18 protein-coding genes are annotated in these 23,821 nt (G+C 72.5%); 10 read left to right on the top strand and 8 right to left on the bottom strand.

Annotated elements, in window-relative coordinates:
• Positions 1–996, top strand: coding sequence for a hypothetical protein (locus tag IEZ20_RS02000; protein WP_189294299.1), 996 nt, complete (start codon positions 1–3; stop codon positions 994–996).
• Between the two features lie 115 nt (positions 997–1,111).
• Here IEZ20_RS02000 and IEZ20_RS01995 read toward each other — a convergent pair whose 3' ends face one another.
• Both IEZ20_RS01995 and IEZ20_RS01990 read right to left on the bottom strand, forming a co-directional pair.
• The gene (locus tag IEZ20_RS01995) at positions 1,112–4,408 is read right to left on the bottom strand and encodes a S8 family serine peptidase (protein WP_189294298.1); all 3,297 of its coding nucleotides are present in this window, start codon (positions 4,406–4,408) and stop codon (positions 1,112–1,114) included.
• 154 nt (positions 4,409–4,562) lie between these two features.
• Positions 4,563–5,105 carry a CGNR zinc finger domain-containing protein gene (locus IEZ20_RS01990; protein ID WP_189294297.1) on the bottom strand — a complete coding sequence of 181 codons (543 nt, stop codon included), beginning with the start codon at positions 5,103–5,105 and terminating at the stop codon, positions 4,563–4,565.
• 123 nt (positions 5,106–5,228) lie between these two features.
• Between IEZ20_RS01990 and IEZ20_RS01985 the strand changes: the two genes are divergently transcribed.
• The 6 genes from IEZ20_RS01985 (at position 5,229) to IEZ20_RS01960 (ending at position 11,545) form a co-directional block, all read left to right on the top strand.
• The gene (locus tag IEZ20_RS01985; RefSeq protein WP_189294296.1) at positions 5,229–5,675 is read left to right on the top strand and encodes a VOC family protein; all 447 of its coding nucleotides are present in this window, start codon (positions 5,229–5,231) and stop codon (positions 5,673–5,675) included.
• Between the two features lie 2 nt (positions 5,676–5,677).
• Positions 5,678–6,535 (top strand): pyridoxamine 5'-phosphate oxidase family protein, encoded by an 858-nt coding sequence (locus IEZ20_RS01980; protein ID WP_189294295.1) that lies wholly within the window; start codon positions 5,678–5,680, stop codon positions 6,533–6,535.
• 9 nt (positions 6,536–6,544) lie between these two features.
• On the top strand, positions 6,545–7,024 hold the full coding sequence (locus tag IEZ20_RS01975) for an NUDIX hydrolase (protein WP_189294294.1): 480 nt from the start codon (positions 6,545–6,547) through the stop codon (positions 7,022–7,024).
• Positions 7,025–7,224: 200 nt separating this feature from the next.
• On the top strand, positions 7,225–8,985 hold the full coding sequence (locus IEZ20_RS01970; RefSeq protein WP_189294293.1) for a TIGR03767 family metallophosphoesterase: 1,761 nt from the start codon (positions 7,225–7,227) through the stop codon (positions 8,983–8,985).
• A 94-nt stretch (positions 8,986–9,079) separates the two neighbouring features.
• A complete protein-coding gene (locus tag IEZ20_RS01965; protein ID WP_189294292.1) occupies positions 9,080–10,219 on the top strand; it encodes a serine hydrolase domain-containing protein in 1,140 nt (379 codons plus the stop codon).
• Positions 10,220–10,360: 141 nt separating this feature from the next.
• On the top strand, positions 10,361–11,545 hold the full coding sequence (locus tag IEZ20_RS01960) for a glycosyltransferase (protein WP_189294632.1): 1,185 nt from the start codon (positions 10,361–10,363) through the stop codon (positions 11,543–11,545).
• 3 nt (positions 11,546–11,548) lie between these two features.
• Here the strand turns inward: IEZ20_RS01960 and IEZ20_RS01955 are convergent, their stop codons facing one another.
• The 3 genes from IEZ20_RS01955 to pepN all read right to left on the bottom strand — a co-directional run bounded on the left by IEZ20_RS01955 (position 11,549) and on the right by pepN (position 16,406).
• On the bottom strand, positions 11,549–12,358 hold the full coding sequence (locus IEZ20_RS01955) for an SGNH/GDSL hydrolase family protein (protein ID WP_189294291.1): 810 nt from the start codon (positions 12,356–12,358) through the stop codon (positions 11,549–11,551).
• A gap of 220 nt (positions 12,359–12,578) precedes the next feature.
• A complete protein-coding gene (locus tag IEZ20_RS01950) occupies positions 12,579–13,616 on the bottom strand; it encodes a hypothetical protein (RefSeq protein WP_189294290.1) in 1,038 nt (345 codons plus the stop codon).
• Positions 13,617–13,823: 207 nt separating this feature from the next.
• Positions 13,824–16,406 carry an aminopeptidase N gene (gene pepN / locus IEZ20_RS01945; RefSeq protein ID WP_189294289.1) on the bottom strand — a complete coding sequence of 861 codons (2,583 nt, stop codon included), beginning with the start codon at positions 16,404–16,406 and terminating at the stop codon, positions 13,824–13,826.
• Positions 16,407–16,542: 136 nt separating this feature from the next.
• On the opposite strand from pepN, the gene IEZ20_RS01940 reads away from it, so the two are divergent.
• On the top strand, positions 16,543–17,181 hold the full coding sequence (locus IEZ20_RS01940) for a mycothiol-dependent nitroreductase Rv2466c family protein (RefSeq protein ID WP_189294288.1): 639 nt from the start codon (positions 16,543–16,545) through the stop codon (positions 17,179–17,181).
• Here the strand turns inward: IEZ20_RS01940 and IEZ20_RS01935 are convergent.
• Positions 17,168–18,613, bottom strand: a complete 1,446-nt coding sequence (locus IEZ20_RS01935) for an FGGY-family carbohydrate kinase (protein WP_189294287.1) — start codon at positions 18,611–18,613, stop codon at positions 17,168–17,170. The genes IEZ20_RS01940 and IEZ20_RS01935 overlap by 14 nt on opposite strands.
• Before the next feature lie 415 nt (positions 18,614–19,028).
• The gene (locus tag IEZ20_RS01930; RefSeq protein WP_189294286.1) at positions 19,029–20,414 is read right to left on the bottom strand and encodes an amino acid permease; all 1,386 of its coding nucleotides are present in this window, start codon (positions 20,412–20,414) and stop codon (positions 19,029–19,031) included.
• A gap of 364 nt (positions 20,415–20,778) precedes the next feature.
• On the opposite strand from IEZ20_RS01930, the gene IEZ20_RS01925 reads away from it, so the two are divergent.
• Positions 20,779–21,360, top strand: coding sequence for a biotin transporter BioY (locus tag IEZ20_RS01925; RefSeq protein WP_189294285.1), 582 nt, complete (start codon positions 20,779–20,781; stop codon positions 21,358–21,360).
• Positions 21,361–21,603: 243 nt separating this feature from the next.
• Here the strand turns inward: IEZ20_RS01925 and IEZ20_RS01920 are convergent, their stop codons facing one another.
• Positions 21,604–23,022, bottom strand: a complete 1,419-nt coding sequence (locus tag IEZ20_RS01920) for an amino acid permease (protein ID WP_189294284.1) — start codon at positions 23,020–23,022, stop codon at positions 21,604–21,606.
• Between the two features lie 217 nt (positions 23,023–23,239).
• On the opposite strand from IEZ20_RS01920, the gene IEZ20_RS01915 reads away from it, so the two are divergent.
• The gene (locus IEZ20_RS01915; RefSeq protein WP_189294283.1) at positions 23,240–23,725 is read left to right on the top strand and encodes a ribose-5-phosphate isomerase; all 486 of its coding nucleotides are present in this window, start codon (positions 23,240–23,242) and stop codon (positions 23,723–23,725) included.
• The last annotated feature ends 96 nt before the right edge of the window (positions 23,726–23,821 follow it).

Below are 23,821 nucleotides of genomic sequence, written 5' to 3'. Positions count from 1 at the left end.
ATGACCGCCGAACACGAGGGCGCGCGGGGCGCCGGCAGCGCCGGTGGGCACGGGGGCCGGGGGGAGTACGACGGCATGGACGCCCTCATGGCCGCGATCACCGGCGACCCCCTGCCGGAGGAGGCCCGGCGGGACCCCGCCTTCCTCGCCGAACACCGTGCGGCGGAGGCCGACGTCGCGGTGCTGCGGGACCAGCTGTCCCGGCTCGCGGACGCCCTGACCGGGGCGGAGGACACCGGGGCGGAGGACACCGGGGCGGAGGACACCGGGGCGGAGGACACCGGGGTGGAGGACGCCGGGGAGGAGCGGACCAAGCAGGAGGAGGCCGGGCAGGGGGAGAACGGGGACGGGAAGACCGGGGGCGAGGGGAGCGGGGTGTCCCGCGTCGCCGTACCGGGGCCGCGGCCCGCCGGCCGCCCCCGGGGCCGTACCCGACCCGCCGGACGGGACCGGCCGCCCCGGCCCCCGCGGCCGGGCCGGCCGGGCGGGCCCCGGCGGGCCCTGCGGATCGTGCTCGGCTCGTTCGCCGGGGCCACGGCCTTCTCCCTGGCGCTGGGCTTCGGCTGGCTGGTCACGCACGGCGGCGGCGGGGACGACATGGGCGGGGCGTCCTCGGGCGCCGAGAAGCAGAACGCGGGGGCCGGCGTGCGGCCGCCGGACCCGGAGCGCGAACTGGCCTGCTCCCGGCTGGTCGTGGAGGGCACCGTGGCGAGGGTGGAGCCGGCACAGGACGCTGCCGGAAGCCGCGTCACCCTGACCGTGACCCGCTCCTACAAGCCCGCGCACGGTCCCGCCGAGGTCGCGTTCCTGCTGGACGCGGGCGCCTGGCCGGCCCCGCGCCGGGGACAGCACGCGCTGGTCCGGGTCCCCCACGGCGACACGTACGCGAGTCAGTGGACCGTCGGAGACGTCCGGGTGGCCGCCGAGCGCGACTGGATCACCGACGCCCTGCCCGGCTCCCGGACCACGCTCTGCCCCTCCGGCGACGCCTCCTGAGGGACAGGGACAGGGACAGGGGCAGGGGCAGGGGGCAGGGGACAGGGGACAGGGGACAGGAAAGGAGGGGCGGGAGTCCGTCAGGACGCCCGCCCCTCCCCTGCGCGTCACCCCGTTACGGCGTGACCTTCTCGATCTTCACGCTGCCGGTGCCCGCGACCGTGCCGCGCGCGTTCACCAGCTGGACCCGCCCGAAGAACTCGCGGCCGGCCGGGGCCTGGGCGGCGGCCGTGACCTGGCCGGTCACCGTCGCCGAGTCACCCGTGTCCAGCTTCACCGGGGCCGAGCCGTCGACCGTGACGGAGCCGAGCGCGGTCGAGAAGAACACGTCCCGGTAGTCGTAGTCGGTCGAGCCGGACGGCACCGAGTAGCCCACGACCTCGATGGTGTAGGTGCCGGCGGCCGGGGACGGCACGGAGACCGCCTCCTCGGAGTCACCGTCGGCGGACTTGCCGACCTCCTTGCCGGCGGAGTCGTACACCGCGAGGTCCAGGTCGGCCGCCGTGTCCGAGACGCCCCCGATGGCGACGTCCAGGGAGGTGGCGCCGGCCGGCACCTCGACCGTGCTGGTCTGCGTCTCGCCCTCCTTGATGGCGGGGCGGGTGGTCCTGGCCGAGCCGAGCGGGCCGCCGACCAGCTTGCCGTCGAGGGCGGCGTACGTGTCGGTCACCTTCCAGCCGGCCGTGGCCGGGGTGCCCACCTTGGCCTCCGGGACGGTCACCGTCGCCGGGTCGAAGGCCGCGCCGAGGACGGTGACGTCCAGCCGGTAGGGGTTGTCGAGCAGCGGGGAGGTCCGCCGGGACTCGACCTCGACCTCCCAGACGCCGGTCTGCGGGTCGGCGTAGGAGCGGACGTCGGGCTTGCAGCCGTTGCCGTCCAGGTAGTTGTTGTAGCAGTACGGCGTCGAGGTGTTGTCGGACGGGACGCCGTAGGGGTGGACGGCGATGAACCGGGTCTGGCTCTTGTCCTTCAGCCCGCCGAGCGCGACCTCCAGCGACGTCGCGCCCTCCGGCACGGTCAGGAAGTAGGACCGGGTGCTGTTGCGCTGCACCGAACCGGACGCGGAGTAGGTGTACTTCACCGGGGCCGCGACCACGACCGTGGTGAGGATCTGCTTGTCGACGCCCTCGGTCCTCGGGTCGTCGACCTCCAGGATCGCGCTCTTGATCCCCTCGGACCCCGGGGCCGCCTGCACCTTGACGGTGACCGGCTGGTTCAGCGGGAGCCGCACGTCGTCGTCGCCGACGATCCGGAAGGTGCCGCCGGCGTTGTTCGCGAAGCGCAGCTCGTGCCGGACCGCCTTGTCCGGGCCGGACGTACGGGTGACGGTCACGTCGTACGTCTTCCTCTCGCCCGCCTTCAGGCCGCCCTCGCGGTCGTAGAGGCCGGTGCCGAAGCCCGGGGTCTTCAGGGCGTAGTCGATCGCGGTGTCGACCGGGGCCTTGACCGTGTAGTCGTGCGCGGAGGCGTCGTCCTTGATGGCGTCCCACGCGTCCACGATGTCGATGAGGCCCGCGCCCTCCTCGTACGCCTGCACGCCCTTGATGTGGTCGGCGGTCGAGGTCAGCGCCGTGCGCAGCTTGGCGGGCGTCAGGTCGATGCCCTTCTGCCTGGCGGCGCTCAGCAGCAGCGCGGAGGCACCGGTGGCCTGCGGGGAGGCCATCGAGGTGCCCTGGAGCATCGAGTAGCCGGCCGGCAGGGAGTAGCCCGCCTCGGCGACCGGGGCGCCCGGCAGCCAGGTCTGGGTGGTGTTGATCGCGGCGCCGGGGGCGGTCAGGGTCGGCGTGAAGCCGCCGTCCTCACGCGGGCCGCGCGAGGAGAACGGCATCATCGCGTACTTCTTCTCCACGACCGAGCCGTAGTTGGCGGCCCAGGTCTCCTTGGAGATCGCCGCGCCGACCGAGATCACCTTGTCGGCGAGGCCGGGGTCGCCGATGGTGTTGGCGCCGGGCCCGGAGTTGCCGGCGGAGATCACCAGCTGGACGCCGTAGGTGTCGATGAGCCGGGTGTACAGCTCGGCGCGCGCGTTGTTGCCGTCGTTCAGCGCGGGCAGGCCGCCGATCGACATGTTGACGATGTCGACGCCGCGCTTGGTGACGAGGTCGATCATGCCCTCGGTGAGGGCGACGTTGGTGCAGCCGCCGGTCCAGGTGCAGGCCCGCGAGGAGACCAGCTTGGCGCCCGGGGCCGCGCCGTTCATCCGGCCGCCGAACAGGCCGTTCGCGGCGGTGATGCCGGCGACGTGGGTGCCGTGCTCGGACTCGATGACGCCGATGTTGACGTAGTCGGCCTTGGCGCCGGAGGAGTTGTAGACGACGTCCTTGCGGGTCTCGACCACGAACGGCACGCGCTCGGCGACATCCGTGGCGGGGTCGTCGGTGCCGAAGTAGCCGACCTGGAAGCCGTCCTTGTACGGCTTCATCGCCGGGTCGTCGGTGAAGTCCAGGTTGTCGTTCGTGTCGACGCGGACCGTGCCGGCGGCCGGGTCGTACAGCACGCCCCAGGCGTCGGTGGTGTCGCCGTCCCGGTTGAGGTCGCCCTTCTCGTCACCGCCGGCGGTGGCGGACTCGTACATGTAGTTGAACTTGTACGAGCCCTCGGGCGCGGTGAACTTCTCGGTGCCCTGGGAGGCGGTGGTGATGGAGAAGGAGGGACCCGAGACCCCCGTGGTCATCCGCCGCCAGGTGCCGTCGCCGTCGGCGACCGGGTCGGTCGCGGTCACCCAGTCGACGATCTTCCGCTCGCCGGTGGTGGTCTTCTGCAGCGCCGGGTGGCCGAGGTCGATGCCTGAGTCGAGGATGCCGATGGTGATGCCGCGGCCGTCGGCCTTGGGGTGGTCCTCGACGAAATCGACGGCACCGGTCTCGAAGGACGGGTTGTACGGGTTCTCGGCGGGGGTCTTCCTGCCCGGCGCGGGGTAGGTGCCCTTGCCGGCGGCGGCCCGGGTGCCGCTCGGCGCCGGGTCGTCCAGCGGGATCTCCTGCTTGAGGTCGATGGCCCGCACCGAGGAGAGCTTCACGGCGGCGGCGATCGCCGAGTCCGCCCGGCCCGTCGGGACGGTGGCGCGGACGTAGCCGAGCTTGTCGTCGGTGCGGCCCACCAGGCCGCCCTCGACCGCGTCCAGCTCCGCGGCGACCCGCTCCGTCTGGCCGGGCGAGGTCGCGATCATCATCGTGACGTTCTTGTCGCCGTCGGCCTTGGCCTCGGCGAGCAGGGCCGCGTCGTCCGACCCCAGCTTGTCGGGGGCGGACTTGACGCCGGGGCCGGCGGCCGGGGCGGGGACCGGGTCCGCGGCGAGGGCCAGGGGCACCGGCCCCACGGCGGAGAGGGCGGCCACGACACCCACGGCCACCGCTGTGCGGGCCAGGCGTCTCGGGCCGGATATGGGATCACGCTCGGGCGTGTGGGTCATCGGCATCCCTCAGGTAAAGGAACGAGCGGACGAGAGCGCTCAGCCTTACCGAAGGGGCATGGGTTTGGGGACCGTTGACCTAATCGAGATGAACGTATGGGGAAAACCCGCGATGGGATGTGAGCGGATCCGGTGGCGATAGTCCGGTATTTGCTCAGTTCTCCTTCGAACGCGCGTAATGCCGGGAGGCCTTGGCCCGGTTGCCGCACGCGGCCATCGAGCACCAGCGGCGGGTGCCGTTCCGGGACGTGTCGAAGAAGTACAGGATGCAGTGGCCCCCGGCGCAGCTGCGGATCCGCTCCGGGGCCCGGGTGAGCAGCTCCAGGTAGTTCCGGGCGGCGAGCCAGGCCGGGCCCCAGGCGGGGTCGGCGAACTCGGGCTCCTCGGCCGGGCCGGCGGCGGTCAGCCGGGCCCGGATCCGGCCGTGCTCCAGTACGGCGTCCACGAGCGGTGCCGCCTGTTCCGGTGCCCCGTCCACCGCGGCCTTGATCGCCTCGCGGGCCGCCCGCAGGTGGTCCAGCGCCGCCGCGCCGGACGGGTGGGTTCCGGCCAGCCCGTTGGCCGCGAGCCACACCGCCAGCCCGTCGGTGTCCGCGAGCAGGTCCTGGACGACCCCGTCCCTGTTCCACCGGGTGTTGAGCAGGTCGAGCGCGAGCGGCTCGCCGGTCAGCGGGCGGGGGTCGCGGGCGGTGGACATGGGGCACTCCTCCTCGGCTAACCAGTCAAGCGTACGTGACCGGTTGACCGGGTCCCCTATAACCCCTAACGTGAGAGACAACGGTTAGACGCGCCCGGCGAGGGCACACCGAAGGGAAGAGCCATGACCTTGAGCACCGGCCACACCGGCCTGAACGTCACCGACCTCGACCGCTCGCTCGCCTTCTACCGGGACGTCCTCGGCTTCGCCCTGCTCGCCGAGGGCAAGGAGGACGACCGGCGCTACGCCTTCCTCGGCGACGGCGGCGAGCGGCCCGTCCTCACCCTCTGGCAGCAGGCGCAGGGGGCGTACGACCGCGGCCGGGCCGGACTGCACCACCTCGCCTTCACCGCCGACTCGATCGACCGGGTCCGGGAGTACGAGACGGCGCTCCGGGCCGCCGGTGTCGACTTCGCCCATGACGGCGTCGTCGCCCACCGGGAGGGCGCCTCCTCCGGCGGGATCTTCTTCCACGACCCGGACGGCACCCGCCTGGAGATCTCCGTACCGCACGGCGCCGAGAGCGCCCCCGCCCCGCACGCGTCCGCCCCGACCTGCGGTTTCTTCTAGCCATGGGCGTGTACCACGCGGGTTCGCGAGCGCTGCAGGACCGGGCCGGCGTCCGCGACCGCGCCGACCACGTGGGCCGCTCCCTCGGCCAGGACATCAAGCCGGTCGCGGCGGCCTTCCTGGAGCAGCAGCCCCTCCTGGTCGTCGGCGGGCCGGACCCGGAGACGGGGAGGGTGTGGGCACACGCCCTCACGGGCACGCCGGGTTTCGTGCGGGCGACCGGGCCCCGGCGGGTGTCGGTGGACGCGGCTCACGCCTTCGGCCGGGGGACAACCGTCGGCACCATCGCCCTGGACCCCCGGACCCGCCGCCGCATGCGCCTCAACGGCCGCCTCACGCCCACGGCGACCGGCTTCGCCGTCGACGCGGACCAGGTGTTCTCCAACTGCCCCAAGTACATCCAGCGGAGGGAGTCGTACGAGACGGTCGACCGCACCCCCGGCGCACCCCGCCGGCTCACCGAACTCGGGCCCGGTGAGGCGGACTTCATCGCGGCCGCCGACACCTTCTTCCTCGCCACCGTCCACCCCGCCGGCGCCGACGCCAGCCACCGCGGCGGCAGCCCCGGCTTCGTCCAGGCCGTCTCACCGCGCGAGCTGACCTGGCCGGACTACCCCGGCAACGCCATGTTCCTCAGCCTCGGCAACCTGTACGCCGACCCCCGCGCCGGACTGCTCTTCCTGGACTGGGAGACGGGCAGCACCCTGAAGCTGACCGGCGAGGCCCGCACCGGGTTCGCCGAGGACGGCACCCGTACCGTCCGCTTCACCCTCACCGAGGCCCTGTGGACCCCGGACGCCCTGCCGCTGCGCTGGTCCGCGCCGGAATATTCGCCCGCCAACCCGGAGCCCGCGCGTTAACGTCCGCCCATGCGACGGAAACTGAGGGTGGCGGCCTACGCCGTGTGCGTCCGTGACGGACAGATCCTGCTCGCCCGGTCACCGGCGCCCGACGGCAGGCCCGAGTGGGTGCTGCCCGGCGGCGGCATGGAGCACGGCGAGGACCCGTACGACACGGTCCGCCGCGAGGTCACCGAGGAGACCGGCTACCGCATCGAGGTGACCGGTCTCCTCGGCGTCGACTCCCGCCGGCTGGTCGGCGATCCCCGCGTCGGCCGCCGCACGGACCACCAGGGACTGCGCCTCGTCTACGAGGGCGAGATCACGGGCGGTGAACTCCGCTACGAGGTCGGCGGATCCACCGACCTCGCCGCCTGGCACCACCTCGACACCGTGCCCGGTCTGGTCCGGGTGCCGATGGTAGACATCGCCCTGCGGCTCTGGCGCGAACGCCCGGCCCACGGACACCTGGAGGACGTACCCGTACCCCGGCAGATGAACGAGGAGTGACCGGCCCCCGGCCGGCCGCGATCGGCTCCGTGACCGCACCCGGTACCCCGTGATCCACGTACGGTGTTCGGCGCTGCGCGTTGCGGCCGTGTTCACGCGCAGGTCATCCCCGGTGCCAACGATCCACAGTGAGCGGGGCGTTCGCGCGTGCGACGGCCCGCGACCACTGCCGACGCGTTCGCACTCGGGGAGATCGCGCCATGTCGCGCATACGCTCTGTCGCCGCCTCCGCCCTGGAGGTCAACCGCCGTACCGTCCTCGCCGCCGCCGGAGCGGTCTCGCTCTCCGCGGGCGTCGGCTACGCCCTCCACCCCACCGACAGCCGGGCCGCCACCCCGCCCGCCGAGGGCGAGGCACCGGTCTCCGACTCCCGCCGGGCCGCCGCGACGGCCCCGCTCGCCCCCTACAGCAAGGGCACCACCCTCGCCTCCGTCGCCGCCCCCCGCAACGGCTCCGGCTACCGCCGTCTCGGCGACGGGCCCGGCTGGAAGCGGGTCGTGCGCGCCGAGCTGGCCGCGCCCAAGTCCGGCCGGGCGGAGCGCCGTACCGCGCTCGCCGCGTTCGTGCAGTTCACCGACCTGCACCTGATGGACGTCCAGCACCCCCTGCGCCTGGAGTACCTGCGCTCGCACGACGTGCACGCCTGGCGCCCGCACGAGGCGCTCACCGTGCCCGGCGCGATCTCCCTCGTGGAGCGGGTCAACGCGCTGCGCGGCGCCCCCGTCACCGGCGCCCCGCTGCACTTCGTGATGACCACCGGCGACAACACCGACAACAACGCCCACTCCGAACTGGAGTGGTTCATGAAGGTGATGAGCGGCGGCCGGATCACCCCCAACTCCGGGGACCCACGGCACTACGAGGGCGTGCAGAACAGCGGACTGAAGCTGTACTGGCAGGCCGCGTCCGGCGCCCGCGACCACGACAAGGCGCTGGGCTTCCCCCACCTCACGGGCTTCCTGGCCGCGGCGATCCGCGAGGTGAGGAGCCCCGGCCTGAACCTGCCCTGGTACTCCACCGTCGGCAACCACGACGCCCTGCCGCTCGGCTGCTACGGCTCCCACGGCGACCGCTACCTCGCCGAGGCGGCCATCGGCGGGAAGAAGCTGATGAACGTCTCGGCCGCCGACGCCAAGAAGCTCCAGGACACCATCAAGAACGCCAAGGACCCCAGGGCCACCGGCTACCGGGACTTCCTCAGGGCCCACGCCCGTTCCATGCGTGCGGTCACCCCGGACGAGAAGCGCGCCCCCTACACCCAGGCCGACTACCTGAAGGCCCACCTGGACCCGGCGTACCAGGGTCTCGGCCCGGTCGGGCACGGCTACTCCTCGGCGAACCTGGACGCGGGCACCCAGTACTACGCCTTCCGCATCTCCGACGACGTCATCGGCATCAGCCTCGACACCACCGACGCCGGCGGGCACTACGAGGGCTCGATCGGCACCGCCCAGCTGAAATGGCTCGACAGGACGCTGAAGGACCACAAGGACTCCTACGCCGTCGTCTTCAGCCACCACACCAGCACGACCATGACCAACACCCGGCCCGACCCGGCCCGCCCGGGGGAGAAGCGGCACGGCGGCGCCGAGGTGGTCTCGGTGCTGTCCGCCCACGCCAACGTGCTGGCCTGGGTGAACGGCCACATCCACAAGAACGTCGTCACCCCGCACCAGGCCTCCGGCGGGCGCTCCTTCTGGGAGGTCTCCACCGCCTCGCACGTCGACTTCCCGCAGCTCGCCCGGGTCATCGAGCTGGTCGACAACAAGGACGGCACCGTCTCCCTGTTCACCACGCTGATCGAGTCCGCCGCCCCGCACCGCACCGACTACGCCGACCTCTCCCAGACCGGCCTCGCCGCCCTCTACCGCGAGCTGTCCTACAACGCCCCCGGCGCCAACAGGACCCTCGCCGGCAGCGCGGCCGACCGGAACACCGAGCTGGTGCTGAAGAAGGGCTGAAAGTCACTCAACCGGGTGACACCAGGCAACCTTCGCACAACGCCTGAAGGTCCCTCCCCCCGACCGCACCACACACCACAGGTTGGGGGAAGACATGCGCGTACGCACGGCTCTGGTGGGCACCACCGCCCTGCTCCTCTCCGCGGCCCTCGCGGCCCCGGCGGTGGCGGCCACCGGCACCCGGTCCGCGGGCGGCCACGCCGGCACCCGCAAGGCGATCGAGGCGGCGGTCGCCGCCGGCGTGCCCGGGGTGACCGCCACCGCGCGGGACGCCCACGGCACCTGGTCGGCGACGGCCGGGGCGGGCGACACCCGCACGGGCGCGCCGCGCTCGGCCGCCGACCGCTACCGCGTCGGCAGCATCACCAAGACCTTCGTCTCCACCGTCCTGCTCCAGCTGGAGGCGGAGGGCCGGCTGTCCCTGGACGACAAGGTCGACAGGTGGCTGCCGGGCGTCGTCCGCGGCCACGGCCACGACGGCCGCCGCATCACCGTCCGCCAGCTCCTCAACCACACCAGCGGCATCTACGACTACACCTCCGACGCCGGCTTCGCCCGTGACTACTTCGCCAAGGACGGCTTCTTCGAGCACCGCTACGACACCCTCGCACCGCGGGACCTCCTGGCGATCGCCCTGCGGCACAGGCCGGACTTCGCCCCGGGAGCCTCCTGGAGCTACTCCAACACCAACTACGTCGTGGCCGGCATGGTGATCGAGAAGGTGACGGGCCACCCGTACGCCACCGAGATCCGCCGGCGCGTCCTCGATCCCCTGCGTCTGAAGGCCACCTCCCTGCCCGGCACCGAGGTCACGGTCCCGCGGCCCAGCAGCCGCGCCTACTCGAAGCTCGCCGAGACGAACGAAGGCCCGACGTACGACGTCACGACCCTCAACCCGTCCATCGCCTCCTCGGCCGGCGAGATGATCTCGAACTCGGCCGACCTGGACCGCTTCTACAGCGCCCTGCTCGGCGGAAAGCTCCTCCCGCCGCGCCAGCTCAAGGAGATGAAGACCACCGTGAAGATCGACGGCGTGCCGAACGTCCGCTACGGCCTCGGACTCATGGACACCAGGCTGTCCTGCGGGGTGCACGTCTGGGGCCACGACGGGGGCATCCACGGCTCGGTGTCCTCGGCGGTGACGACGGCGAACGGCCGTCACTCCCTCGCCCTCAACTTCAACGGGGACTGGGCCGGGGACACGGGGGCAGTGGCCGAGGGGGAATTCTGTTAGCCGACGTTTCATTCGCGTAGTTCTGCGTTAACACGTACGCAATGTCCGTACCGCCTCATATCGGCTAACCCGCTGTTCACGGGGATGGCTCGATTCATATGCAAGGCGGGTGGTCGTGTGCGGACGAGGCACGGACTGCGTGTGCTGTCGGTCTACGAGGGGTTCTTCTCCGGGGGAGCCCGGATCGTGCACTCCGACGTCGTGCGGGGACTGGCCGAGGGCGGCCAGTCCCACCAGGTGCTCAGCATCCACGGCGAGGTCCACCGCGAGGCCACCCGGCAGCGCATGGAGGACGACCCCTGCTACCGGGCGCTGACCGCCGCCGCGGTCGGCGTCACCTCGCTCGGCCGCACCGCCGGGCTGGTCGACGGCGCGCTCGCGGCGAACGTTTTCAGCGGACCCGATCTGGCCGAAACCGCGCGGTCCATGGCGGCGGCCGATGTGATCCTCTCCCTGAAGGAGCAGCCGCTGGCCCTGCTCAACCAGGCCGGGCTGCCCCGCCGGCCGGTCGTGGTCTGCCTGCACCGCTCCGACCCGGAGAACCAGGGCCCCGCCCTGGCCGAGCTGAGGGCCGCCGTCGCCGACGGCACGGTGGCCGCCTGCGTCTGCTGCGCCGAGTCCACGCGGGACGCCTACGAAACGGCCGGCATCCCGCGCGAACTGCTGCACGTCATCCCCAACGGGGTGGACCTGCTCCGCTTCCGCCCGGACCCGGCCGCCCGGGCCGCCCTCCGCGCCTCGCTCGGCATACCGGGCCCGGCGCCGGTGACCGCGTTCGCGGCCCGCTACGCCCCGATGAAGAACGTCCCGCTCCTGCTGCGCGCCGCCCGCGTCTGGCTGGCCCGCGAACCGCAGGGGCACGTCCTGATGTGCGGCGCGGGCATGACCCCCGGCAACCCGGCGCTGCGGGCCGACATCGAGTCCGCGTTCGGCGCCGACCGGCACCTGGCGGACCGGATCCGGCTCCTCGGCGTGCGCGGTGACATGGAGGCCGTGTACGCCGCCGCCGACGTCGTCGCCCTCACCTCCGTCTCCGGGGAGGCGGCCCCGCTGTGCCTGATCGAGGGCATGATGTGCGGCGCCGTCCCGGTGACCACGGACGTGGGCGACAGCGCCGGGATCGTGCGGGGCCACGGCTTCGTGACCCCGCCGGACCCCGAGGCCGTCGCCCGGGCCTGGACGGCGGCGGTGGCCGGCCGCGCCGGTCTCGCCCCGGCCCTCGCGGCGAGCCGCGAACGCTTCAGCCGCACGCGCATGATCGCGGCGTACGCGGCGCTGCTGGACGCCGTGCACACGCGGGCCGCGCGGCTGCCCGAGCCGTTGTAGGGGTCACGACACCCGGCTGAGCACCGGCAGGTAGCCGAGGGACTGTCCCGGTGCCGTGGGGTGGTACGACTCGGTGATCGCCAGCACGTCGACACCGCGCAGCCAAGGCCGTGACGAGCAGATCTCGTGGCCGGCGAAGGCGGCGGTGACGTCGGCGAACGTGAACCCGTGGGCGGTGGCACGCCGGGCGATCACGGCGTTGAGGTGGTCCACGGCGTCGTTCAGGGTGGCGCGTTCGCCGTCCGGCAGGCCCAGCGCGCAGGCGCCCTGGAGGTGGTACAGGTGCGGGTAGCCGAGGACCACGACCCGGGCGGCGGGAGCCCGGTTCCGGATGGCCGTGTAGAGCCGGTCGAGGTTGCCGGAGAGGGACCCGTCCATGGCGTCGCGGGCGTGGGAGAGGGCGGACCGGCAGCCGCCGGTGCCGCCCAGCGCACAGCTGGCGATGACACGGACGAAGCCCGTGTCGCTGCCGCCGACGGTGAGGGTGACCAGGCTGGTGCGCGGGCTGAGGTGGCCGAGCTGCTCGGTCAGCACGTCGGTGGTGCCGGCGCCGTTGCACGCGGCGAAGGCGAAGGACGCCGGCGCGTGGGCCTCGGCCCACAGCACCGGGAAGGCCCGGCTGCTGCGCTTGCACTCCCGGCCGGAGGCCAGGTAGTCACCGGCGCCGACACCGGAGGAGTAGGAGTCGCCGAGGGCCACGTAGCCGCCGGTCACGGTGCGGGGTGCCACTTGTGCCGTCGCGGGATCGGCGAACGCGCAGGCGGCCGCGAGGAGGAAGGAGCACGCGCCTGCCGCTATTCGGGGGTGTCTCATGACTTTCCTCTACCGTGGTCCGCGGGCGCCCCGCCCGCCCTGCTCACCCGTTCCGGTGAGCCCTCACCCGGCCGGCGCACCGGAAGTGGCCGGCCGGCGGCAGACGTGCACGGCCGGCGGCAGGCACGAGGAGGGGCCACCGGTCCCCGGCCCGGTGGCCCCTCCTCTCCCCTCCTGCGGACCCCGGTGCGGGCCCTCCCGTCGCCGCCGCGGTCCGTCACTACCGGGGCAGCACCACGACGTACGCGGCCGGGTCCCGGTCCCCGGACGCCATCAGCGCGGTCCGCACGACCGCCGCCTGCTGCTCCAGGGAGTCCCGGAGCTTCTTCGGCGTGAGGTAGACGACCGTGATGCCGAGGCGTTCCAGGTGCTCGCGCTTGCGGGCGTACTCCGACCACAGGGCGTCGTCGTCCTGCCGGGGCGCGCGCGTGTCGAGTTCGACGGCGACCGCGTGGTCCGGCCAGTAGGCGTCGACGCCGCCGAGGTGCGGGCCGCCGGGCAGGCGCAGGTCGACGTTCCAGACCGGGTCGGGCAGGCCGTACTCGCCGACCATCCGGTACAGGCGGTCCTCGGCGATCGAGCGGCCCTCCGCGAGCAGCGCGTCGACCGCGTCCACCACGTGCGGGCGGCCGAGCAGCTTCGCCCGGGTCAGCTCGCGGACCACGGCCGCCGGTTCGCAGTGGCCGCCGCGCACCGCCTCGGTCAGCAGCCGCCGTACCGCCTCCGCGTCCGTCAGCTCCGCCACCGCGTCCGCCAGCGCCCGCGGCACCGGCGCCACCGGCAGGCCCGCGACGGTGTGCGGGGCGGGCAGGTCGGGGGTGCGCAGGACGCGGACGTAGCCGGTGGAGCGCAGCCGGCGTGATCGCGGGACCAGGACGTCCACCGGGGCCGGCGCGGGCAGCGGCGGGGCGGACGAGAAGCCGTGCACGGCCAGTGCCGCGAGGCCGGTGAGCACCGCGTCCGCGTACAGCGGCCGGTGCGGGCTGCCTGCGGTCGGCTGGGCGGGGACGGCCGGTTCGGCCGCGCGGGCCGCGTACAGCAGGGCCCCGTGCAGCTGCTCCTCGCCGGTGGGCGGGCCCGGGTGCAGCAGGATCACGTTCGGGAGCAGTTCCCGCCAGGGGCCGTCGGGGCGGCACTGCTCGGACAGCTCGGCCGCCGTCACCCCGTGGGAGCGGAGCTGAGCGGTCGTCACCACGCGGCGGTGGACGTCGGCGAGGTGGGTCAGGGGGCGGGGGGAGAGCGGGGTGTTGTGGGTCATGGCGTCGGGATTCCCGCGCCCTGTCCCGCCTGTAACCGCTGTTACACGCCCGTCGAGAAATGCGGACAACACGGGACTAAAGGTCAGGTGTTCGGATGCCGACAAGGAAGGCAAAACCCCTGGTCCGATCGGGTGCGGACCAGGGGTTACGGCTGTGTTTGCCCGAATTTCGTAACGGTCACCGACCGGGCAAGCTCAGGCCAAAGCTCAGCGGTCGGCGGCCGCCGCGTCGCACTCCTGTGCGCGCAGCGCCCGCGCCAGGTCGTCCCGCGCCTCCAGCACCAGCCGGCGCAGCGCCGGCGCCGCGTCCTCGTGCGCCCGCAGCCACGCGTCCGTCGCCTGAAGCGTCTCCGGACGGTCCTGGTACGCCGGGAACAGCCCCCGCACCACGTCCATGCCGATCTGGATCGACCGCTCCCGCCACACCCGCTCGATCGCCGCGAAGTACAGCTGCGCGTACGGCGCGGTCAGCTCCCGCTGCGAGGGCCGCGCGAAGCCCGCGATCGTCGCCTCCACCAGCGCGTTCGACAGCGCGTCGGACTCCACGACCTGCGCCCACGCCTGCGCCTTCACCGCCGCCGACGGCCGCGCGGCCAGGCAGCGCACCTGGTGCCGCTTGCCCGACGCCGTGTCGTCCCGGGCCAGTTCGGCCGCCAGCACCGACTCGTCCACCGCCCCGTACGCGGCCAGCGGCTCCAGGAACGCCCAGCGCAGCTCCTGGTCCACCTCCAGGCCCTCGATCTCGACCGTGCCGTCCAGCAGGTCCTTCAGCAGCTTCAGATCCGGCTCCGCCGACGCCACGGACGCGTAGAACCGCGCCCACGCCAGCTGGTGCTCACTGCCCGGCCCGGCCTCCCGCAGCTCCCGCAGCGCGCCCTCGGCCAGCAGTTCCCCGCCGGTCTCCCGCCACCCGGGCGCCGCGTAGTGCACCAGCGCCGCGCTCGCCCACGCGTGCAGCATCTGCAGCACACCGATGTCGGACTCGCGGCCCGCGAACCGCAGCACCAGGTCCACGAAGTCCCGGGCCGGCAGCAGCGCGTCCCGGGTCATGTTCCACAGCGCCGACCAGCACAGGGCACGCGCCAGCGGGTCGGTGACCGCGCCGAGGTGCTCGCGCAGCGTCGCCAGCGACGTCGCGTCGAACCGGATCTTGCAGTAGGTCAGGTCGTCGTCGTTGACCAGCACCAGCTCCGGCGCCTCGGCACCCGCCAGCTCCGCCACCACCGTGCGCGGCTCGTGCACGTCCGTCTCCACGCGGGCGTACCGCTCCACCGCGCCCTCGGGCGTACGGCGGTACAGGCCCACCGCGATCCGGTGCGGGCGCAGCTCCGGGTGGGACTCGGGGGCCTCCTGCACGATCGCCAGCTCGGCGATCCGGGCGCCCTCGGTGTCCAGCAGCACCTGCGGGGTCAGCGCGTTCACCCCGGCCGTCTGGAGCCAGGACCGCGACCACGCCGTCATGTCCCGGCCGCTGGTCTCCGCGAGCACCGACAGCAGATCGCCCAGGCGCGTGTTGCCGTAGGCGTTCCGCTTGAAGTAGCGCCGGGCGCCCTCCAGGAACGCGTCCTGGCCGACGTACGCCACCAGCTGCTTCAGCACCGAGGCGCCCTTGGCGTAGGTGATGCCGTCGAAGTTCAGCTTGGCGTCCTCCAGGTCACGGATGTCCGCCGTGACCGGGTGCGTCGACGGCAGCTGGTCCGCCCGGTACGCCCAGGCCTTGCGGCGGTTGGCGAAGGTGATCCACGCGTCCTTGAAGCGGGTCGCGCCCACGTTGGCGAACGTGCCCATGAAGTCCGCGAAGGACTCCTTCAGCCACAGGTCGTCCCACCACTCCATGGTGACCAGGTCGCCGAACCACATGTGCGCCATCTCGTGCAGGATGACGTTGGCCCGGCCCTCGTACGAGGCCTGCGTGACCTTCCCGCGGAAGATGTACTCCTCGCGGAAGGTCACCAGACCCGGGTTCTCCATCGCGCCCAGGTTGTACTCCGGCACGAACGCCTGGTCGTACTTCCCGAACGGGTACGGGTAGTCGAAGTGGTCGTGGAAGAAGTCCAGGCCCTGCTTGGTCACCAGGAACACGTCGTCGGCGTCGAAGTGCGGGGCGAGACCCTTGCGGCACATCGCGCCGAGGGGGATCTCCAGCTTGGTCCCGTCCTCGAACACCCGCTCGTAGGAATCCGTCACGTAGTGGTACGGCCCCGCCACCACGCACGTGATGTACGTCGAGATCGGCTTCGTCTCCGCGAACCGCCACACCCCGTCGGCCTGTTCGCCGGCGCCGTTGCTCCACACCGTCCAGCCCTCGGGCGCCCGCACCTCGAAGCGGTACGGCGCCTTCAGGTCCGGCTGCTCGAAGTTCGCGAACACCCGGCGGGCGTCGGCCGGTTCGTACTGCGTGTACAGGTAGACCTCGCCGTCCTCCGGGTCGACGAAGCGGTGCATGCCCTCACCCGTGCGCGAGTAGGCGCACTGGGCGTCCACCACCAGCTCGTTCTCCGCGGCCAGGTCCTCCAGCGCGATCCGGGAGCCGTCGAAGACCTCGCCCGGGTCCAGGTCCCGGCCGTTCAGCGACACGGAGGTCACGCGCGGCGCGACCAGGTCGGCGAAGCTGGAGGCGCCCGGCTCGTTGCAGCGGAACCGGATGGTGGTCACCGAGCGGAAGGTGCGCGGCTCGCCGCCCCCGTCGCCGACCGCGGACCTCAGGTCCAGGGACACCTCGTAACCGTCGACGGACAGCAGGGCGGCCCGCTCCCGGGCCTCGTCGCGGGACAGATTCTCACCGGGCACGGACGGCACTCCCTCGTGATCGCGTGAATGGCGTTGAACAGGAACGATCCTGCCATGAGCCCCTGACACGGAGATCGGGGAATGGCACAGTGAGCAGCGGCGTTTCCCCGGGAAAGCGTTCCTGACGAGGAGAGACATGTCGGACAAGACCCCCGTCGACTTCTGGTTCGACCCGCTGTGCCCCTGGGCCTGGATGACCTCCCGCTGGGTGCGGGAGGTGGAGAAGGTCCGCGACATCGAGGTCCGCTGGCATGTGATGAGCCTCGCCGTCCTCAACGAGGACAAGCTGGACGAGCTGCCCGAGGGGTACCGGGAGATGCTGGAGACCAAGGCGTGGGGTCCGGTCCGCGTCGTCATCGCCGCCCAGCAGGAGCACGGCGAGGCGGTGCTCGGCGACCTGTACACCGCGCTCGGCACCCGCATCCACAACCAGGGCGAGGGCCCGGAGAAGTCGGCCGTGGCCGCCGCGCTGCGGGACGTCGGCCTGCCCGAGTCCCTCATGGACCACTGGGACTCCACCCCGTACGAGCCGGAGCTGCGCGCCTCCCACAAGGAGGGCATCGAGAAGGTCGGCCAGGACGTCGGCACCCCCGTCATCGCGGTCCCGGGCCCCGACGGCGAGCAGATCGCCTTCTTCGGCCCCGTCGTCACGCCGGCCCCGAAGGGCGAGGAGGCCGCCCGCCTCTGGGACGGCACCCTCGCCGTGGCCTCGGTGCCGGGCTTCTACGAGATCAAGCGCAGCCGCACCCGGGGCCCGGACTTCAGCAACCTGTGACCGCTCGCCGCCGGGCCCGTTCCCGTGCCCCGGCCAGCAGTTCCAGGTGCTCCTGGTAGCCCTTCGCGTAGTACGCCGCCCGGTCCGGGTCCGGCTCGACCAGCCGGGCCGGCTCGGTCCAGGCGGCGGTGTCCAGCGGGACGCCGTACCGCTCGGCGGCCGCGAGCACCGCGCCGCGCGCGCCGACCTCGCCCGCCATCACCTTCAGCGGCCGGCCCAGCACATCCGCCAGCAGGCCCGCCCAGGCCGGGCTGCGGGTGCCGCCGCCGCACACCGCGAGCGAGCCGGTCAGTCCCGCCGCCTCCAGGCAGTGCCGGGCCGCGTAGCCGATCCCCTCGCAGGTGGCGCGGACCAGATCGGCGGGCGTCGACTCCAGGGACACGCCGAGGAGTTCGGCCCGCAGCCCCGGCTCCACGAAGGGCGCCCGCTCGCCGGACGGCGCGAAGTACGGCAGCACCCGCACCCCGTGCGCGCCGGGCGGGGCGGCGGTCAGCAGGCCGTCCAGGTCTTCGTGCCGGGCGCCCGTCGTGCGCAGCACCCAGTCCAGCGCCGCCGTGCCGACCATCGCGGGCATCGCCCGCAGCCAGTGCCCGGGCCGGTCGGTGGAGATGTACAGCCCCGCCGGGTCGCCGTCCCGGGCCGGTTCGGTGGTGGCGGCCAGGCTCGCCAGGCAGGTGCCGACGATCAGCAGCCCGTCACCGGGCGCGGTGACCCCGGCGCCGAGCGCGCAGGCGGGCAGGTCGTACGGGCCGTTCGCGAGCGGGGTCCCGGCGGGCAGCCCCTCGCCGCCCGCCTCGCCGGTGGCGATCGGGTCGCCGACCGGGGGCAGCAGCCGGCGCCGGTGGGCCAGGCCAAGCGACTCCACGACCCGGTCGTCGTACACCCGGCCGCGCGGGTCCAGGAACGGCATCGACGCGTCCGACACGTCGGTCACCGCCCGCTCCGCGCCGGTCAGCCGCTGGAACACCATGTCCTTGCAGGAGACGGCCGCCGCGGCGGCGTCCAGCGCCTGCGGCTCGTGCCGGTCCAGCCAGGCCAGCAGCGGCCCCGGGCAGCCCGGGAACATCGCGCTGCCGGTGCGCCGGAAGACGGCCTCGAAGGTGCCGTCCGCCAGCCACCGGTCCACCAGCTCGTGCGCCCGGCCGTCCATCCAGGAGATCGCCGGCCGCACCGGCCGGCCGGCCGCGTCCACCAGCCACACCCCGTCCCCCTGCCCGGTCAGCCCGGCCAGCTCCACCGGCTCCGGCACCCGCGCGGTCAGCGCGCCGAGCACGGCGACGACGGCGCCGTACACCTCCTCCATGTCCTGCTCGACGGCCCCGCCGCGCAGCTCCAGGCCCACCGGCCGGGCCTCGACGGCCAGTTCCCGCCCGTCCCGGTCGAAGGCGGCCGCCTTCACCAGGGACGTCCCCACATCGATCCCCACGAGCATGCCGGCTCCTCAGGTCAGACAGTGCGCGAGCGGCCCCCGCGCACCCGGCGGCCCACCTCGGCGCCGGCGGTCGTGCACGTGCCTGTGCATCCGGGACCTCCGTCGGCGGGGCGGTGGAGTCGGACGGGGCGACAGCGCGAGTCGAGTCGACAACAGAGGGTGTAACGGCGGCGAACGGCCGTCAATCCCCGGTGCACGGGGGAACCGCCCGGGAAATCCCGGACGGGCAGGGGGAGTTGTTGGGCGCTGCCTCGACACGCCCTGGCCTTATTGATCGTAGAGCGTAACTGCAATAGAGTCGCAATAAGGCGGCCTCGCCTCGTGATCGTCTTCTCACCCTTCACGGCGGCGGGCGGCCGCGGCAACGGAAAGGCCCCCGCGTGTCGCACGTGGGGGCCTTTCCGGGACGCGGGGGTCAGCGCCGGGCGCGCACCCGCTGCCGGACGTATCCGACGACCGCCAGGGCCAGCGTCATCACGCCCGTCGAGTACAGCTGCACCCGGGTGTCCGGCTCACGGGCCATCAGGACGAAGATCGCGGCCATACCGGCCAGCGCGACCCAGGTCAGCCACGGGAACGCCCACATGCGCACGACCAGCTTCTCGGGGGCCTCGCGCTCGATGCGGCGGCGCAGCAGCAGCTGGGAGACCGCGATGAAGATCCACACGACCAGGATGACCGCGCCGATCATGTTCAGCAGCCACTTGAAGGCGCCGTTCGGGCTCCAGTAGCTGAGCAGGACGCAGACGAACCCGAGGACGCAGGAGACGAGCACCGCGATCCGCGGGACCCCGCCGGACAGCTTCGCCAGCGCCTTCGGGCCCTGGCCGCGCTCGACCAGCGAGTAGGCGATCCGCGAGGAGCCGTAGATGTTGGCGTTCATCGCCGAGAGCAGGGCGACCAGGACGACGACGTTCATCAGCTGGCCGGCGCCGGGGATGCCGAGGTGGTCGAGGGTGGCGACGTACGGGCCCTTCGTCACGACCTCCTTGGAGTCCCACGGGATCAGCGTGACGACGACCGCCATGGAGCCGATGTAGAACAGGGCGATGCGCCACATCGCGGTACGGACGGCGGAGGCCACGCCCTTGACCGGGTTCTCCGACTCGGCCGCGGCGATGGTGACCGTCTCCATGCCGCCGTAGGAGAAGACGGACGCGAGCAGGCCGATGATCAGGCCGTCGCTGCCGTGCGGGAAGAAGTGGGCGAGGTGCGAGGTGCCGGGGGAGTCCGTGCTGGGCAGCACACCCGCGATGGCCAGGGCGCCCAGGATCAGGAACAGGCTGATCGCGCCGACCTTCAGCGCGGCGAACCAGAACTCGAACTCGCCGAAGTTCTTCACGGCGGCCAGGTTCGTGCCGCAGAAGACGACCATGAACAGGGCCACCCACATCCACTCCGGGGTGCCGGGCAGCCAGCCGGAGACGATGTGCGCCGCGCCGATGCCCTCCAGGCCGACCGCCGTGCACAGCAGCACCCAGAACGACCAGCCCGCGGCGAAGCCCGCCCAGGGGCCGATCGCCCGCTCGGCGTGCGCGGAGAAGGAACCGGAGGACGGGTAGGCGGCCGACATCTCGCCGAGCATCCGCATCACCAGCATCACCAGGAGGCCGGAGAGGGTGTAGGCGATCACGATGGACGGACCGGCGGCGGCGATGCCCGCACCGGAACCGACGAACAGGCCCGCGCCGATCACACCGCCGAGGGCGATCATCGACAGGTGGCGCTGCTTCAGGCCATGGGAGAGGGAGCCGTCCGCCTGCTGCTGCGGCGGAGTCTCCCGGGTCGTGCTGCTGGGCATGGGCGCGGCTCTCCCAGTGCGAGGGGACGGGAAAAAACCCCGCCAGTCTGGGCGGACCGTCCGCTCACGCGACGAGGCTGCCCACTATCCGGACGCCGGCCGAACGCAAGGTGAAGGACCGGCTACCGACCGGCGGTGCGTACTTTGGTGGGACCCTACAGTTCCTGATCCATGCGGGGAAGTGAGCGGAACGTCTCTGCCTCCGTGACTGGTATCACGCCCGGCCATGTGTAAGCGGCACCGTTTGTGTGAAGCACACCAAGCCGCCGTCGCCGCCTTTGTCGAGCACTGACGGTGATCGCGCGAGCGCGCCGGTATAGCGTCACGGTGTCCCGACGTGTCCACACCATCCCGCGGAGTCCCCATGAGCACCGCCACCACCGCTGTCCGCCCCGGCGCAGTCCTCGCCGACCTGCTCCCCGCGTCCCGCGTGCGCGACGCCGCCCTCGTCGTCGGCGGCGCCGTGCTCACCGGCCTCGCGGCCCAGCTGTCGGTGCCCGTGCCCGGCTCCCCGGTGCCGGTGACCGGCCAGACCTTCGCCGCGCTCCTCGTCGGCACCTCCCTCGGCGCCCGCCGCGGCTTCCTCTCCCTCGCCCTGTACGCCGTCGCCGGTCTGGCGGGCGTGCCGTGGTTCGCGGACGGCAAGTCCGGTACGGGCCTGGTCTCCTTCGGCTACGTCCTCGGCATGCTGCTGGCCTCCGCCCTCGTCGGCGCCCTGGCCCGCCGCGGCGCCGACCGCTCCCCGCTGCGCACGGCCGGCGCGATGATCCTCGGCGAGGCCGTCATCTACGCGGTCGGCGTCCCCTACCTGGCACTGGCCGCCCACCTCTCCGCCTCCCAGGCCGTCGCGGCCGGCCTCACCCCCTTCCTCCTCGGCGACGCCCTCAAGGCCGCCCTGGCGATGGGCGCCCTGCCGGCGGCCTGGAAGCTGGTCGGCAAGCGCTGACGGCGGGGTTCCCGCGGACAGAGGCCCGCGGGGGGTCGAAGGTCTCCTCGACCCCCCGCGGGCCTCTTCCGTGTCTCCGGGACCTTGTTCTCTGGACCTGGTTCTCCGGACCTGTTCTCCGGGACCTTGTTCTCCGGACCTGTTCTCCGGGATCTGTTCTCCGGCACGTACAGGGAACGCGAAAGGGCCGCACGGTCTGACGGAAGACGTCAGGCCGTGCGGCCCTGCGGGTCCCGGGCGGGATCAGCCGACGGAGATCCTGTCGGCCGGGGCCTCCGCGGCGGGGGCCGGCCGGTTCGCCGCGATCCGCTCCTTGACCACGGCGATCACCAGCACGACCGCCGCGACCAGCAGCGACAGCAGCACGGTCTCCCGGCCGTCGTGCTCGGTGTCGGTCAGCATGTAGCCGAGGACGAACACGATCAGCGCGGCCGTCGCCCAGGTCAGGTACGGGTACAGCCACATCTTCACGACGAGCTTCTCCGGCGACTCCCGCTGGAGGATCTTCCGCATCCGCAGCTGCGAGAAGCAGATGACCAGCCACACGAACAGGGCCACCGCGCCGGAGGAGTTGACGAGGAAGAGGAAGATCGTGTCCGGGGACAGGTAGTTGAAGAAGACGGCGACGAAGCCGAACACCACCGACGCGAGGATCGCCGCCATCGGCACACCCCGGCTGTTGACCCGCGCGAACGCCTTCGGCGCGTCGCCCCGCTCGCCGAGCGAGAAGGCCATGCGGGAGGCCGTGTACAGGCCCGAGTTCAGACAGGACAGCACCGAGGTCAGCACGATGAAGTTCATGATCTGACCGGCGTGCGCGATGCCCAGCGAGTTCAGCGCGGCGACGTAGGAGCCGTCCTTCGCGATGGACGGGTCGTTCCACGGCAGCAGCGAGACCACGACCAGGATCGAGCCCAGGTAGAAGACGCCGATCCGCCAGATGATGCTGTTGGTCGACTTGGTGACCGCCTGCTGCGGGTTCTCGGACTCACCGGCCGCCAGGGTGGCGATCTCGCTGCCCATGAAGGAGAAGACGACCAGCAGCACACCGGTGAGGATCGAGCCCGGGCCGTGCGGCAGGAACCCGCCGTGCGAGGTCAGGTTGCCGAAGCTCGCCTTGTCGGCGTGCACGCCCGGCAGGACACCGAAGATGGCCAGCAGGCCGACGACGATGAACGCCCCGATCGCCACGACCTTGATACCGGCGAACCAGAACTCGAACTCGCCGTAGGAGCCGACGGAGACCAGGTTGGTCGCGGTCAGCACGGTCATCACGATGAGCGCCCAGGCCCACTGCGATATGCCCGGGACCCAGTCGTGGAGGATCCCGGCGCCGGCGGTCGCCTCGACGGCGAGCACGACGACCCAGAAGAACCAGTAGAGCCAGCCGATGGAGAAACCGGCCCAGCGGCCCAGCGCACGGTCGGCGTGCGCGGAGAACGAGCCGGAGGTCGGGTTGGCCGCGGACATCTCGCCGAGCATGCGCATCACGAGGACGACGAGCGTGCCGACGAGAGCGTAGGAAAGGAGGATGCCGGGACCCGCGGTGGCGATCCCGGACTTCGAACCGACGAAGAGGCCGGCTCCGATGACACCACCGATCGCGATCATCGACAGGTGACGGTTCTTGAGTCCTGCTTGGAGGCCCGAACCAGGGGTCATGGTGGGGTTTCCTTTGCGCCAGGTGTGGGGCTGCCCGTACGAGCGGTGTACGAGTCGGTCCAGTGAATCCGAGGCGAACGGATTCGGGAACCTCTGAATCCGTATCGTTACTTGAGGTTCCCTTGAGGTTCTATGGCCTTGCTCACACTTTTCGGGCGCATTCGCCCCCCTGCACCCTGGGGCTGCTGCCCCGGAACGGCCGTGTCACACTCGTGGCATGCGCGTGTATCTCGGCTCGGACCATGCGGGCTACGAACTCAAGAACCACCTCGTCGAGTGGCTGAAGGCCGCCGGCCACGAGCCCGTCGACTGCGGGCCGCACATCTACGACGCCCAGGACGACTACCCGCCCTTCTGCCTCCGCGCCGCGGAGAGGACGGCCGCGGACGAGGACGCCCTCGGCATCGTGATCGGCGGTTCCGGCAACGGTGAGCAGATCGCCGCGAACAAGGTGAAGGGCGTGCGCGCGGCGCTGGCCTGGAGCGAGGAGACGGCCGCGCTCGGGCGTCAGCACAACAACGCCAACGTGGTGGCCGTGGGTGCGCGGATGCACAGCACCGAGGAGGCGACCAAGTTCGTCGAGGTCTTCCTCGCCACGCCGTTCTCGGGCGACGAGCGGCACATCCGCCGGATCGACATGCTGTCGGCCTACGAGACGACCGGCGACCTCCCCCCGATCCCGGCCCACCACCCCCAGCAGTAGCCCTTCGGCCCGCCCGCCCCTCCACCCGGCCGCCCGGCCCGGCCGGCCGGAGGGGTGCCCCGGCGGGCCGGCGTGAGGCCGGCCCGCTCGTTCACC

It is taken from the genome of Streptomyces cinerochromogenes, assembly GCF_014648635.1.
GTDB lineage: Bacteria > Actinomycetota > Actinomycetes > Streptomycetales > Streptomycetaceae > Streptomyces > Streptomyces cinerochromogenes.
This window is presented reverse-complemented; position numbering and strand designations above follow the sequence as displayed.